The sequence below is a fragment of the Streptomyces sp. NBC_01197 genome (assembly GCF_036010505.1).
Taxonomy (GTDB): domain Bacteria; phylum Actinomycetota; class Actinomycetes; order Streptomycetales; family Streptomycetaceae; genus Streptomyces.
On sequence record NZ_CP108569.1, the window covers coordinates 5,174,328 to 5,188,681 of the forward strand.

Consider the following 14,354-nt stretch of genomic DNA (forward strand, 5'->3'; position numbering starts at 1 on the left):
GGTCTTCCGCCATACGCCACCCCGGTCATAGCGGGCCGAAACGGATCAACTCCGCCGCCCGGGACGCGCCGCCGTCCTGCCGGCCGCGGGTGATCCCTGTGCGGTGATCGGCGTTGCCTGTTGCGGCCTCGTTCACGCACAGGTCATGCCCGCTGCCAACCATCCAGAGGAGCGGGGGAATTCCAGCCCCGCAGCCCAAGCAGACGCGTCCGCACCCGGGGAGACCGAGCCATGTCACGTATGCTTCCGCCGCCCGCGCACTCGACCGCCGCGCCTTTCTCGCCGTCGCCGGGGCAGCGGCCGTATCGGCCGGCGTCGGTACGGCCATCGGGACCGGGGGCGGCGCTTCCGCCGCGCCCGCTCCGGCCACGCCCGGCGCCGCCGTACCCGCCGCCCTCCGCTCCGCACCCACCGCACCCACCACCCCCGCCGGGCCGTCACCGGCCGGCACCACCCTGCTCACATCGGCGGCCCCCCGCACCGGCGACCCGGGCAGCGGCTACCGGCGGCTGGGCGACGGCCCCGGCTGGGACCGGGTCGTACGGGACGGCCTCGCCCCAGCGGGCGCCGGCCGTGCCGCCCGGCGCACCACGCTCGCCGCCTTCGTCCAGCTCACCGATCTGCACCTCACCGATGTCCAGCACCCGGTGCGCGGCGAGTTCCTGCGTCCCGCCGACACCGCCGCCTGGCGCCCTCAGGAAGCACTCACGGTGCCGGGCGCCGTTTCCCTGGTCGAACGCGTCAACGCGCTGCGCGCGGGCCCCGCCACCGGTGCGCCGCTCTCCTTCGTGATGACCACCGGGGACAACACCGACAACAACTCCCACGCCGAACTCGGCTGGTTCCTCAAGGTGATGAGCGGGGGCCGTATCACCCCCAACACCGGTGACCCGCACCGCTACGAAGGGGTCCAGGACTCCGGCATCAAGCACTTCTGGCACCCGGACACGGCCCTGCGCGACACGGACAAGCAGCGCGGCTTCCCGCGCGTCGAGGGCTTCCTCGCGGCGGCCGTCCGCTCGGTGAACAGCCCGGGGCTGCGGATGCCCTGGTACTCGACCGTCGGCAACCACGACTCGCTCACCAGCGGATCCATGGCGGCCCGGGGGCACTTCCTCGCCGACTTCGCGGTCGGCGGGCGGAAGCTGTACGAGATCCCGGCCGCCGAGGCGCGGACCCAGCTGGCCGCCGACCAGCGGAACGGGGACTTCGACGGCAGCCACTTCGCCGCCCTGGTCCGCAGGCACAGCAAGGACCTGCGCCACATCACCCCGGACCCGGCCCGCGCCCCGTTCACCCCGCGCGAGTACCTCACCGCCCACCTCGACCCCGCACACGCGGGCGCCGGGCCGGTGGGGCACGGTTACACCCGGGCCAACCTCGACAGCGACACCCTCTACTACACCTTCCGGGTCGCACCCGGCGTCCTCGGGATCAGCCTCGACACCACCGGCAGGGGCGGCCACTTCACCGGCACGGTCGGCACCGCGCAGCTGAACTGGCTGGAGCGGACCCTCAAGGCCCGCACGGGCGAACACGTCCTGGTCTTCAGCCACCACAACAGCTGGACCATCACCAACACGCACCCCGACCCGGCCCGCCCCGGTGAGCGGAACCACTCGGGCGCCGAGATCGTCGCGCTGCTCGGCAAGCACCGCAACGCGGTCGCCTGGATCAACGGACACAGCCACCGCAACAAGATCCAGCCGCACGGCTCCTTCTGGGAGGTCACCACCGCGTCGCACATCGACTTCCCGCAGCTCGCCCGGGTCTTCGAGCTGGTCGACAACAAGGACGGCACGCTCTCGCTCTTCACCACCCTGGTCGAGTCGGCGGCCCCGCACCGTACGGACTTCACCGACCTCTCCCAGACCGGCCTCGCCGCGCTCTACCGGGAGCTGTCCTTCAACGCGCCCGGCTCCCGTACGGATCTCTCGGGAACGGCGGGTGACCGGAACACCGAACTGGTCCTCAAGAAGCGCTGATCCGCGCCCCGGGGGCGCTGCCGCCCGCGGCGCCCGACCGCCGGCGCTGCCGCCCGCGGCGCCCGACCGCCGGCGCCCCGGCTCTCCTGCTCACGGTGCCCGGGCCCTGGGTCCCGGGTCAGCGTGGCAGGACCACCACACGGGCGGCGGGTGCACGGTCCTCGGCGGCCATCAGTGCGGTGCGCACCACCGTCGCCTGCTGCGCCGGTGCGTCACGCAGCTTGGCAGGCGTCAGATGTACGACGGTGATGCCGAGCCGCTCCAGATGGTCGCGCTTGCGGGCGTACGGCGAACCGAGCACATCCCCATCGCAGTCGGCCGCCCCTCCGGTCCTGTGACCGGAACGCGCGCGGGGCGCCGCCCGGGTGTCAAGCTCCACCGCCACTGCCTCGTCGGGCCAGTAGGCGTCCACACCGCCCAGCGAGGGCCCGCCGGGAAGCCGCAGCTCCACGTTCCACAGCGGGCCGGGCAGCGCGTGGTCACGCACCAGACCGTAGAGCCGGTCCTCGGCGAGTGAACGCCCCTCCGCGAGCAGCGAGTCCACCGCGTCCGACACCTGCTCGCGCGAGAGCAGCCGGGCCAGGGTCAGTTCCCTGACCAGGGCGGCCGGTTCGCAGTGCCCGCCGCGCACGGCCTCGGTGAGGAGCCGGCGTACCGCGTCCGCGTCCGAGAGTTCGGCGACCGCGTCGGCCAGCGCGCGCTCCACGGGCGCCACCGGCACCCCGTCGATCCGCTGGGCCCCCGGCAGGGTGTGCGCGCGGACGATCCGGGCGCAGCCGGTGGAGCGGAGCCTGCGGGTGCGCGGCACCAGCACGTCGATCCGGTCGACGGAGAGCAGCGGGGGAGCGGCCGAGAAGCGGTGCAGTGCGAGCGCCGCGAGGCCGGTGACCATCGTGTTGCCGTACTGGACAGGACCGGCCGGCGAAGCGCCCTGCACCGGAGCGTCATGAAGCGAGGCGTCCTGTACCGGAGCGCCCTGCCCCGCGCCCCGGCGCGGCTGGGACGGCACCTTCCCGGACCGCTCCGCCGGGGGCCGCCCGGCATACAGCAGCGCGGCGTGCACCCGTTCCTCACCGGTCGGCGGGCCCGGGTGCAGCACGAAGACCCCTGGCAGCAGCTGCTGCCAGGGGCCTCCGGGCCGGCACTGGGCGGCCGCGCGGGCCGCCGTCACCCCGTGCTCGCGCAGTTGCGGCGCAGAGAGCACCCGGCTGTGGACGCCGGCGGAGTGACAGAGGGAACGGGGGGAGAGCGGGGACGAGGTCTCCCCGCAGAGGGAGGTATCGCGGTTCATGCACCGGAGATGCCCATGCTCCCGCCGCCCGCTAACCCCTGTTACACAACTGTCGGCAAAACCGGACAACACCGTCCTAAAGTAAGCGCGTTCGATGGCCGAGCAGGCCGTCGCCCGATTGGCCCAGGCGACGGCCCGCTCATGGAGCAGCCGACTGCTTTTCAGACTGCGGCGCGGGCTCTCAGACGGCCCGGTCCGCCGCGGACCCCGCGCCGGCATCGCACTCCTGGGCGCGCAGCGCCCGCGCCAGGTCGTCCCGCGCCTCCAGGACGAGCCGGCGCAGCGCGGGCGCCGCGTCCTGGTGCCCCTCCAGCCAGGCGTCCGTCGCGTCCAGCGTCGACCGGTTGTCCTGCAGCCCCGGGAAGAGGCCCCGCACGACGAGCATCCCGATCTGGATCGAACGCTCGGTCCAGATGCGCTCGATGACCTCGAAGTACTTCGGCGCGTACGGGGCGGTCAGCTCACGCTGCGACGCCTGCCCGAACCCGCCGATCGTCGCCTCCACCAGCGCGTTGGAGAGCGTGTCGGACTCCACGAGCGCCGTCCACGCCTCGGCCTTGACCTCCGCCGAGGGGCGCGAGGCGAGCGCGCGCACCTCGTGCCGCTTGCCGGACGCCGTGTCGTCGCGGGCCAGCTCCGCCGCGATGCCCTGCTCGTCGGCGACACCGTGCGAGGCGAGCGGGGCCAGCAGCTCCCAGCGCAGCTCCTGGTCCACATCGAGCCCGTCGATCTTCGCCGAGCCGTCGAGCAGCCCCTGGATCAGCTGGAAATCGGTGTCCGTCGTCGCGGTCGCCGCGAAGAAGCGTGCCCAGGTCAGCTGGGCCTCGCTGCCGGGCCCGGCCAGCCGCAGTTCGCGCAGCGCGCCCTCGGCGAGCAGCTGCCCGCCCTCCTCGCGCCACTCGGGCGCCGCGTAGTGCAGCAGCGCGCTCCGCGCCCAGGCGTGCAGCATCTGGAGCACGCCGATGTCCGACTCGCGGCCGGCGAACCGCAGGACCAGGGCGATGAAGTCCCTGGCCGGCATCAGCGCGTCCCGGGTCAGGTTCCACAGCGCCGACCAGCAGAGTGCCCGCGCGAGCGGATCGGTGATGTCGCCGAGGTGCTCGCGGAGCGTGTCCAGCGAGCCCTCGTCGAAGCGGATCTTGCAGTACGTGAGGTCGTCGTCGTTCACCAGCACCAGGTCGGGCCGCTCGGCACCGGTCAGTTCGGCCACGACCGTACGGGGACCCGACACGTCGGCCTCGGCGCGCGCGTACCGCACCAGCGTCCCGTCCTCGACCCGGTACAGCCCGACAGCGACCCGGTGGGGCCGCAGTTCGGGGTGCGACTCGGCCGCGTCCTGGAGGATGGCCAGCTCCGTGACGCGGCACTCCGCGTCGTGGACGATGGCGGGCGTCAGCGAGTTGACCCCGGCAGTCTGGAGCCAGGAGCGCGACCAGGACACCATGTCCCGGCCGCTGGTCTCCTCCAGTACGGACAGCAGATCGCCGAGGCGGGTGTTCCCGTACGCGTTCCGCTTGAAGTAGCGGCGGGCGCCCTCAAGGAAGGCGTCCTGCCCTACGTAGGCGACCAGTTGCTTGAGCACCGACGCGCCCTTGGCGTAGGTGATCCCGTCGAAGTTGAGCTTGGCGTCCTCCAGGTCACGGATGTCGGCCGTGACCGGATGGGTCGACGGCAGCTGGTCGGCACGGTACGCCCAGGCCTTGCGGTTGTTGGCGAAGGTGATCCAGCCGTCGGTGAAGCGGGTGGCGTTCACCATCGAGAAGGAGCCCATGAAGTCCGCGAAGGACTCCTTCAGCCACAGGTCGTCCCACCAGACCATGGTGACGAGATCGCCGAACCACATATGGGCCATCTCGTGCAGGATGACGTTGGCCCGGCGCTCGTACGCCGCGCGCGTCACCTTGCCCCGGTAGACGTACTCCTCGCGGAACGTCACCAGACCCGGGTTCTCCATCGCGCCGAGGTTGTACTCGGGCACGAAGGCCTGGTCGTACTTGCCGAATGGGTACGGGAAGTCGAAATGGTCGTGGAAGAAGTCAAGCCCCTGCTTGGTCACCAGGAAGATGTCCTCGGCGTCGAAGTGCCTGGCGAGGCCCTTGCGGCACAGCGCGCCGAGCGGGATCTCCAGCTCGGTCCCGTCGGCCAGGGTCCGGCGGTAGACATCCGTCACGTGGTGGTACGGGCCGGCGACGACCGCGGTGATGTACGTGGAGATCGGCTTGGTCTCCGCGAAGTTCCACACCCCGTCGGTCTGCTCGCCGACACCGTTGCTCCACACCGTCCAGCCGTCGGGCGCGGTCACCTCGAAGGTGTAGGGCGCCTTCAGGTCGGGCTGTTCGAAGTTGGTGAAGACGCGGCGCGAGTCGGCGGGCTCGTACTGCGTGTAGAGATAGACCTCGCCGTCCTCCGGGTCGACGAAGCGGTGCAGGCCCTCGCCGGTCCTGCTGTACGCGCACTGCGCGTCCACGACCAGGACGTTCTCGGTGGCGAGCCCGTCGAGCGCGATCCGGGCCCCGTCGAAGACGGCGGCCGGGTCCAGCTCCCGGCCGTTCAGCGTCACCGAGGTCACCGACGGCGCGATCAGATCGGCGAAGGTGGAGACACCCGCATCGGCTGAACGGAACCGCACCGTCGTCACCGAGCGGAACGTACGCGGCTCGCCGTCAGGGGCGTTCCCGACCGCCGAGCGCAGATCGAGGGCGACCGTGTACCCGTCGACAGAGAGGAGCTCGGCCCGCCTCCGGGCTTCGTCGCGGGACAGATTCTCACCGGGCACGGGCACTCCTTCGTGTATACGATCCGTATCCGAATCCTCCCACGCACTGCTCGGGGGAGGCAGCCGGGAATGGCGGGGCCGCCCCCGGGTGTTGCACGGGAAGAGTTGCCGCAGTAGAGAAGTGCGCCTCCCGAGGAGAGACATGTCCGAGAAGACCCCCGTCGACTTCTGGTTCGATCCGCTGTGCCCATGGGCGTGGATGACGTCCCGCTGGATGCTTGAGGTCGAGAAGGTCCGGGACATCGAGGTCCGCTGGCACGTGATGAGTCTGGCCGTCCTCAACGAGGACCGGGTCGACGAGCTGCCCGAGGCGTACCGCGAGATGCTCGCCGTCAAGGCCTGGGCGCCGGTGCGGGTCGTCGTCGCCGCCCAGCAGAAGCACGGTGACGAGGTCGTCGGCAAGCTGTACACCGCGCTGGGCACCCGTTTCCACAACGAGGGCCAGGGCCCGACCCGTGAGGCCATCGCGGCCGCGCTGGACGAGGTGGGTCTGCCCGCCGAGCTGCTCGACTACGCGGACCAGAGCCCGTTCGACTACGAGGCGGAGCTGCGCGCCTCCCACCACGACGGCATCGACAAGGTCGGCCAGGAGGTCGGCACCCCCGTCATCGCGGTCCCCGGCACGGACGGCGAGCAGATCGCGTTCTTCGGTCCGGTCGTCACCCCGGCCCCCAAGGGCGACGACGCGGCGAAGCTCTGGGACGGCACTCTGATGGTGGCCTCGATCCCCGGCTTCTACGAGATCAAGCGGACCCGCACGCAGGGCCCGGTCTTCGACTGAGCCTTCGACTGAATTCCTGGGCCGACCGGCGCTGACAGACAGCCGGCCTCCGCGAGTCATGTCCTCGTGGAGGCCGGCTGTTTTCATCCGCCCGCAGGTGAAGGTTGAGAAGACGATCACGAGCAGGACGTCGTGGGGTCACGTCGTCGTGGGCTACGCCGTCACGGTGCGAGCAGCAGCACGTCGGAGCGCTCCTTGGCCGCCGCGTAACGCCTGGCCACGTCCTGCCAGTTGACGACCTTCCACATCGCCTCGATGAAGTCCACCTTCTGGTTCTTGTACTGCAGATAGAAGGCGTGCTCCCAGGCGTCGAAGACCAGGACGGGCACCGAGCCCTGGCCGACGTTGCCCTGGTGGTCGTAGATCTGCTCGACGATGAGCCGCCCGCTGACCGGCTCGTACGCGAGGACGCCCCAGCCCGAACCCTGGGTGGTCGCAGCGGCCTTGGTCAGCTGGGCCTTGAACTTGGCGAAGGAGCCGAACGACTCGGCGATCGCACCGGCGAGCTCACCGGTGCCGTCCTTGTCGAGGGGCTCACCGCCGCCGTCACCGGTCATGTTGTGCCAGTAGATGCTGTGCAGGATGTGACCGGAGAGATGGAACGCGAGGTTCTTCTCCAGCCCGTTCACCGCATCCCACTGGTCCTTGTCGCGCGCCTCCGCCAGCTGCTCCAGCGTGTCGTTCGCGCCCTTCACATACGCCGCGTGGTGCTTGTCGTGGTGCAGCTCGATGATCTGGGGGCTGATCACCGGTTCCAGCGCCGCGTAGTCGTACGGAAGTTCAGGAAGTGTGTAAGTCGCCATGTCGTCCGAGCCCTCCGACTCCTTATTGCAACCTATATGCAAGTGCAGGTTAGCAGCAGGTGCGGTATATGTTCGGGAGGGTTCGCCGTACTGCCCTCCGGGCGTCATGCGGTGCGGTGGGACGCGGACAGCCGGAAGGGCGGGCGCCCTGTACGGCGCCCGCCCCTTCCGGTACCTCTGCCTCTGGATCGCGTCAGCTTCCAGCGATGCCCTCTAACCGCGCCGGGCGCTCAACTCCCGTACGCCCGCGGCCACCAGTACCACGGCCGTCGCGCCCAGCGACCACAGCAGCTGCGGACGCGCCGTGGCATCGGTCAGCATCAGGACGAAGACGGCGGCCAGACCGACCAGCGTCACCCAGGTCAGCCACGGGAAGCCCCACATCCTCAGCTGCAGCAGCTCCGGGGTGTCCCGCTCGATCTTGCGGCGCAGCCGCAGCTGGGAGGCGGCGATCAGGGCCCAGACGAACAGCAGCACCGCGCCGACCGCGTTGAGCATGTAGAGGAAGACCGAGTCCGGCCACTCCAGATTGAGCAGGACCGACACGAAGCCGAAGGTGACGGAGGCGAGGACCGCCCGGCGCGGCACGCTGCCGGTGACCTTGAGCAGCCCGCGCGGCGCCTCGCCCCGCTCGGCCAGCGAGAAGATCATCCGCGATGAACCGTACAGATTGGCGTTCAGCGCGGACAGCATCGCGACGAAGACGACGATGTTCATGATGGCGCCCGCGGACGGCACGCCGATGGAGTCGAGCACCGTCACATACGGCGAGAGCCCCGCCTTCTGCGCGCTCCAGGGCAGCACCGTCACGATGACAAGCATCGACCCCACGTAGAAGAAGAGGATCCGGACCACCGCGCTGCGCACCGCCCGGCTGACCGCGCGCACCGGGTTCTGCGTCTCGGCTGCGGCGATCGTCACGACCTCAAGACCGCCGAAGGCGAAGACGACCGCGAGCACACCGGAGATGACGCCGTGCCAGCCGTGCGGCAGGAAGCCGCCCTTCCCGGTGAGGTTGGTCATCCCGACCGGGTCGGTGTCCGGGAGCACGCCGAAGACCGCCAGCAGCCCGAGTGCCAGGAAGAGGACGATCGCGCCGACCTTCAGCGCCGCGAACCAGAACTCGAACTCGCCGAAGTTCCGCACGGCCGCGAGGTTGGCGACGGTGAAGACCACCATGAAGACCAGCACCCAGGTCCACTGCGGTATGCCGGGCACCCAGCCGTTGGCTATCTGGGCCGCGGCCGTCGCCTCCACCGCGAGGACGACCACCAGCAGGAACCAGTACAGCCACCCCACCGTGAATCCGGCCCAGCGCCCCAGCGCCCGCTCCGCGTGCACCGAGAACGAACCGGACGCGGGGAGCGCCGACGACATCTCGCCCAGCATCCGCATCACCAGCATCGCGAGCGTGCCCGCGATCAGATAGGAGACGACGATGCCGGGGCCCGCGACCGCGATGCCCGCGCCCGAACCCACGAAGAGCCCGGCGCCGATCACCCCGCCCAGGCCGAGCATGGTCAGATGGCGCTGCTTGAGACCGGCGGAGAGTGGCTCCGCCTGGAGTGGTTCGGACATGTCAATGCTCGCGATGCTCTGGAGGGTGGCGCTGGACGTTTCGGCTGGGCGATCTGGCCGGTCATTTTGGTGAGATCTCACAGTGTCCCCAAGTGGCCACCTGTTCCGCAACGGAGATGCACCTGCCCCGGACCTTCAGTGACGAGCATCACGCGGGGAGATGGTTCAACCACTCGCTTTGTATGAAACCAACCAAAGCCCCAACCACCGCTTTGTGGGCCGCTGATGGTGATCCGGGGCGGGCCGCCGCGCTAACGTCAGGCTGTTCCCACCTGCCCTCACCCGCGGAGTCCCGATGAGTACTGCTGCCGCCACCACCCGCCCCGGAGCGGTTCTCGCCGACCTGCTGCCTGCCACCCGTACGCGCGACATCGCGCTCGTGCTCGGCGGCGCCGCGCTCACCGGCATTGCCGCGCAGATCGCCGTGCCGATCCCCGGCTCCCCGGTCCCGGTCACCGGACAGACCTTCGCCGCGCTCCTGGTCGGCGCCTCGCTCGGCGCGCGCCGCGGCTTCCTCTCCCTCGCGGTGTACGCACTGGTGGGCATGGCGGGTGTGCCGTGGTTCGCCGGCGGCGCGTCGGGCGCCGGCGGCGCCACGTTCGGCTACGTCCTGGGCATGCTGCTCGCATCGGCCGTGGTCGGCGCGCTGGCCCGGCGCGGCGGTGACCGGTCCGTGCTGCGCACCGCGGGGACCATGGTGCTCGGCTCTGCGATCATCTACGCGATCGGTGTCCCGTACCTGGCGCTGACCACCGGCCTGTCGGCCTCCGCGGCCATCGCCGCCGGTCTGGTCCCGTTCCTCATCGGCGACGCGCTGAAGGCGGCCCTCGCGATGGGCGCGCTGCCGAGCGCCTGGAAGCTGGCGGGCCGCCGCGGCTGACCCGCGACCGACAGGCAGAAATGCGGGAGGGGTCGCACCCGGTTCGCCGGGTGCGACCCCTCCCGCATGCGTGGGGTGGTGTACGGATCAGCCGTCGGCCGCGGCCGGGGCCGCCTCCGCGACGGCCTTCCGCCGACGGTCCCGTACCACCGCGACCACCAGTACCAGCGCGCCCACCAGCACCGAGAGCAGCATCTGCTTGCGCCCGTCGGTGTCGTACAGCATGTAGCCGACCACGAAGAGGATCAGGGCGATCGTCGCCCAGGTCAGATACGGGTAAAGCCACATCCGTACGGTCAGCAGCTCCGGGTTCTCCCGCTCGATCCTGCGGCGCATCCGCAGCTGCGAGAAGCAGATGACCAGCCAGACGAAGAGGGCCACCGCGCCCGACGAGTTCAGCAGGAACTGGAAGACGGTGTCCTGGGCGATGTAGTTGAAGAACACCGCGACAAAGCCGAACGCGACGGAGGCCCAGATCGCGACGGCGGGCACGCCGCCCCGGTTGACCGTGGCGAACGCCTTCGGGGCGTCACCGCGCTGACCGAGCGAGAAGGCCATCCTGGAGGCCGTGTACAGACCGGAGTTGAGACAGGAGAGCACCGCGGTCAGCACCACGATGTCCATGATCGTGCCGGCGCCGGGGATCTTCAGCGAGTCGAGCACGGCCACGTACGGACTGGCGGTGACCGCCTTGGAGTCCCACGGCAGCAGTGTGACGATGACGAAGATCGAGCCGATGTAGAACAGCGCGATCCGCCAGATCACGCTGTTGACCGCCTTGCGGACGGCAACCACCGGGTTGGGCGACTCGGCGGCGGCCAGCGTCACGATCTCCGAGCCCATGAACGAGAAGACGACCAGCAGCATCCCGGAGAGGATCGCGCCCGGCCCGTTCGGCAGGAATCCGCCGTGCCCGGTCAGATTGCTCATCCCGGCCGGGTCGTGGCCCGGCGGCAGGCCGAACACGGCAAGCAGCCCGATGACGATGAAGGCAATGATCGAGACGACCTTGATCCCGGCGAACCAGAATTCGAATTCGCCGAAGGAGCCGACCGAGACCAGGTTGGTGCCGGTCAGCACCAGCATCACCAGGAGCGCCCACGCCCACTGCGGTATCGCCGGCACCCACCCGGTGAGGATCGACGCGGCCGCGGTCGCTTCCACCGCCAGCACCACGGCCCAGAAGAACCAGTAGAGCCAGCCGATGGTGAACCCGGCCCACCGGCCGAGCGCCCGGTCGGCGTACGTGGAGAAGGAACCGGAGACCGGATCCGCCGCGGCCATCTCGCCCAGCATCCGCATCACCAGGACGACGAGCAGTCCGGTCAGCGCGTACGAGAGCAGAATGCCCGGGCCCGCGGCGTTGATCCCGGCCCCGGAGCCCACGAACAGCCCCGCGCCGATCACACCACCGATGGCGATCATCGAGAGATGGCGGTTCTTCAGTCCTGCCTGAAGTCCGTCAGGGGAATCGCCGTCGGGCGATCTGCCGACGACCCGCGAAGGAGGTGCAGCACTCATGCTCTCTGTCCTTAATTGTCGCGAACGGGTCACGCAAGACGTGCCCCGACCAGGGGACCCACCTACCCGGCGTGCCACACTCGAAGCATGCGCGTGTACCTCGGTTCCGATCATGCCGGTTACGAACTCAAGACCCACCTCGTCGAGTGGCTCACCGCCCACGGTCATGAGCCCGTGGACTGCGGTCCCCACATCTACGACGCCGTGGACGACTACCCGCCGTTCTGCCTCCGGGCCGCCGTGAAGACGGCCGCGGACCCCGACAGCCTCGGCGTCGTCATCGGCGGCTCCGGCAATGGTGAGCAGATCGCGGCCAACAAGGTCAAGGGTGTCCGGGCGGTGCTCGCCTGGAGCGAGCAGACCGCCGCGCTCGGCCGCGAGCACAACAACGCCAACGTCATCTCCGTCGGCGGCCGGATGCACACGCAGGAGGAGGCGGTGAAGTTCGTGGAGATCTTCCTCAACACCCCGTACTCCGGCGAGGAGCGCCACCAGCGCCGCATCGACATGCTCACCGCGTACGAGGCGACCGGCGAGCTGCCGCCCGTCCCGGCCCACCACCCGCAGAAGGACTAGGACCGCCCCGGTGCCCGAGGGCCACACCATCCACCGACTGGCCGCCGACCACCTCGAGAGGTTCGGCGGCCGGCCTGTGCGTGCCTCCAGCCCGCAGGGCAAGTTCGCAGGCAGCGCGGCGCTCATCGACCGCCACACCCTGGAGACCGCCGAGGCGCACGGAAAGCATCTGTTCCTGGGCTTCGGCGCGGGCGGCTGGGTCCATATCCACCTGGGTCTGTTCGGGAAGCTGGACTTCGGCACCGCGCCCGCCGTGCCTCCCACCGACACGGTCCGGCTGCGCCTGGTCAACGAAGAGGCGTACGCCGACCTGCGCGGCCCGACCACCTGCACGCTGATCACGGACGGCGAGAAGCAGGCGATACACGACCGGCTCGGCCCCGACCCGCTCCGTCCCGCGGACTCCGGCGACCGCGCCTGGTCCCGGATCTCCCGCTCCCGTACGACCGTGGCCGCCCTGCTCATGGACCAGAAGGTGATCGCGGGCGTCGGCAACGTCTACCGCGCCGAGATCCTCTTCCGGCACGGCATCGACCCGTACCGCGCGGGCAAGGACTTGACCCGCGCCGAGTGGGACGCGGTCTGGGCCGACCTGGTGGCCCTGATGCGGGAGGGCGTACGGAACAACCGCATCGACACCGTCCGCCCCGAACACATGCCCGAGGCGACCGGCCGGGCGCCCCGGGTCGACGACCACGGCGGTGAGGTGTACGTCTACCGCCGGGCCGCGATGCCCTGCCACCTCTGCGGCGCCGGGATCCGCACCGCTCCGCTGGCCGCCCGCAACCTCTTCTGGTGCCCGGACTGCCAGCAGCGCTAGTGCCGCGGCACTGGAGACCTGCCCTGCCGTTCAGAAGCCGTGCGGCAGCCAGGGCGCCTTCTCCGAACCGAAGGCGAGCGACGCCAGGGCCAGCGACCCCGGCCGCAGCTCCCGCACCAGACCGGCGTCCGCCAGCGCGGTGAGCGACGTACCGCCGAGATACGCGGCGCCCAGCTCCTGTACGGACAGTTCGAGATCTGCCGGGTCGTCGCTCCGTACGCAGGCCGCGCCTCCGGTGTCCCCGGTCAGCCGCCAACGCCCGCTGTTCCAGGGGCAGAAGGCGTCCTCGACGTCCAGCACCACATCCACCGGGACCCGGTAGGTACGCGCTTCGAGCGCGGCCCCCACGTCCACAAGGCGCAGATGCAGCACATCGCGGATCTGTAGTCGGCACCGGCGGAAGTCCGACACCAGATACTGCCAGGGGTCGTCCATCGGCCGGTTGCGGACGTGGAGCGTCGTCATCAGATCAATGCTGAACAGGAACCGCCACAGAGCCGCGCACGCCGCCGGGTCCACCGCGTCGATGTGCCGCAGCCGGACGGAGCCCCTGGGGCCCGCGGCATCCGAATCGGGTTTCGTGTGGAAACGGGCGTATCCCACCAACTCGCCGTCCCGCTCGGCAAGCACGCACTGCAGCGGCGACGCACCCTCACGCTGGCCGGGCGGGTCGAGCAGCGGCAGCCGCTCCCAGCCCGGATTCCGCTGGAGCATTCCGGGGCGCGAACCGATGGAGCGCACGTACAGCGCCTCGCACTGCGCGGCCGCCTCCTCGACCGGCGCGTACCGCAGCCGTACGGCGTCGGTCCCCGCCGGGACCGCGAGCGTCACCCGCGAGGTGTCGATCTCGGCCGTCAACTGCCGGGAGGCGATGCCGTATCCGAACCGGCCGTAGATCGCGGGCTCCGACGCGGTCAGTATGGCCAGCGGCTCACCGAGCGCTCGTACGTCGTCCAACTGCCGCCGCATCATGGCCGTCAGGATCCCGCGCCGCCGGTGCGTCGCCGCGACACTGACCATGGTCACGCCCGCCGCCGGTACGTACGCGCCGCCCGGCACCGAGAGCTTGAAGCTGAACGCCCCCGTCGTGCCCACGCACTGGTCACCGTCCCAGGCGCCGATCGAGCGCTCGAACTCGGTGAGATCGTCCCAGAGCGCGCGCTCCTCCGGCGGTTCGTCCACCCCGCCGAAGGCACGCATCAGCCCCCAGTACCAGGTGTCCACGTTGTCCCGGCGCAGAACCTTCAGCTCGGTATCCATGAGCCATCCCTACCAGCGGGGGCCGACGACGGGCGAGTCAATTTCGAACGCGAGGTCACAGGGTCCCCCTGCGCGGGACCCGC

At 70.5% G+C, this 14,354-nt stretch carries 11 protein-coding genes; 5 read left to right on the top strand and 6 right to left on the bottom strand.

The features are described 5' to 3' along the window. Nucleotides 1-113 precede the first annotated feature (113 nt). Nucleotides 114-1,985, top strand: a complete 1,872-nt coding sequence (locus OG452_RS23685; RefSeq protein WP_442810083.1) for a TIGR03767 family metallophosphoesterase — start codon at nucleotides 114-116, stop codon at nucleotides 1,983-1,985. A gap of 118 nt (nucleotides 1,986-2,103) precedes the next feature. On the opposite strand, the gene OG452_RS23690 is transcribed toward OG452_RS23685, so the two are convergent. Further along, nucleotides 2,104-3,276 (bottom strand): hypothetical protein, encoded by a 1,173-nt coding sequence (locus tag OG452_RS23690; RefSeq protein ID WP_327297595.1) that lies wholly within the window; start codon nucleotides 3,274-3,276, stop codon nucleotides 2,104-2,106. Between the two features lie 181 nt (nucleotides 3,277-3,457). After that, nucleotides 3,458-6,052: an aminopeptidase N gene (pepN, locus tag OG452_RS23695; protein ID WP_327297596.1), complete on the bottom strand. Its 2,595-nt coding sequence runs from the start codon at nucleotides 6,050-6,052 to the stop codon at nucleotides 3,458-3,460. Nucleotides 6,053-6,194: 142 nt separating this feature from the next. Here pepN and OG452_RS23700 point away from each other — a divergent pair, with 142 nt between their 5' ends. Next, the gene (locus OG452_RS23700) at nucleotides 6,195-6,833 is read left to right on the top strand and encodes a mycothiol-dependent nitroreductase Rv2466c family protein (RefSeq protein ID WP_327297597.1); all 639 of its coding nucleotides are present in this window, start codon (nucleotides 6,195-6,197) and stop codon (nucleotides 6,831-6,833) included. Nucleotides 6,834-6,994: 161 nt separating this feature from the next. Here the strand turns inward: OG452_RS23700 and OG452_RS23705 are convergent, their stop codons facing one another. Together OG452_RS23705 and OG452_RS23710 are read right to left on the bottom strand one after the other, a co-directional pair. Beyond that, nucleotides 6,995-7,636 (bottom strand): superoxide dismutase, encoded by a 642-nt coding sequence (locus tag OG452_RS23705; RefSeq protein WP_327297598.1) that lies wholly within the window; start codon nucleotides 7,634-7,636, stop codon nucleotides 6,995-6,997. Nucleotides 7,637-7,849: 213 nt separating this feature from the next. Then, nucleotides 7,850-9,214, bottom strand: coding sequence for an amino acid permease (locus tag OG452_RS23710; RefSeq protein ID WP_327297599.1), 1,365 nt, complete (start codon nucleotides 9,212-9,214; stop codon nucleotides 7,850-7,852). Between the two features lie 295 nt (nucleotides 9,215-9,509). Here OG452_RS23710 and OG452_RS23715 point away from each other — a divergent pair, with 295 nt between their 5' ends. Next, the gene (locus OG452_RS23715) at nucleotides 9,510-10,094 is read left to right on the top strand and encodes a biotin transporter BioY (RefSeq protein ID WP_327297600.1); all 585 of its coding nucleotides are present in this window, start codon (nucleotides 9,510-9,512) and stop codon (nucleotides 10,092-10,094) included. 87 nt (nucleotides 10,095-10,181) lie between these two features. Here OG452_RS23715 and OG452_RS23720 read toward each other — a convergent pair whose 3' ends face one another. Continuing rightward, nucleotides 10,182-11,615, bottom strand: a complete 1,434-nt coding sequence (locus OG452_RS23720; protein WP_327297601.1) for an amino acid permease — start codon at nucleotides 11,613-11,615, stop codon at nucleotides 10,182-10,184. 87 nt (nucleotides 11,616-11,702) lie between these two features. Here OG452_RS23720 and OG452_RS23725 point away from each other — a divergent pair, with 87 nt between their 5' ends. Both OG452_RS23725 and OG452_RS23730 read left to right on the top strand, forming a co-directional pair. Further along, nucleotides 11,703-12,191 carry a ribose-5-phosphate isomerase gene (locus tag OG452_RS23725; protein WP_327297602.1) on the top strand — a complete coding sequence of 163 codons (489 nt, stop codon included), beginning with the start codon at nucleotides 11,703-11,705 and terminating at the stop codon, nucleotides 12,189-12,191. 10 nt (nucleotides 12,192-12,201) lie between these two features. Continuing rightward, nucleotides 12,202-13,011 (top strand): Fpg/Nei family DNA glycosylase, encoded by an 810-nt coding sequence (locus tag OG452_RS23730; protein WP_327297603.1) that lies wholly within the window; start codon nucleotides 12,202-12,204, stop codon nucleotides 13,009-13,011. Between the two features lie 30 nt (nucleotides 13,012-13,041). Here OG452_RS23730 and OG452_RS23735 read toward each other — a convergent pair whose 3' ends face one another. Continuing rightward, nucleotides 13,042-14,271 (bottom strand): GNAT family N-acetyltransferase, encoded by a 1,230-nt coding sequence (locus OG452_RS23735; RefSeq protein WP_327297604.1) that lies wholly within the window; start codon nucleotides 14,269-14,271, stop codon nucleotides 13,042-13,044. Between the last annotated feature and the right edge of the window lie 83 nt (nucleotides 14,272-14,354).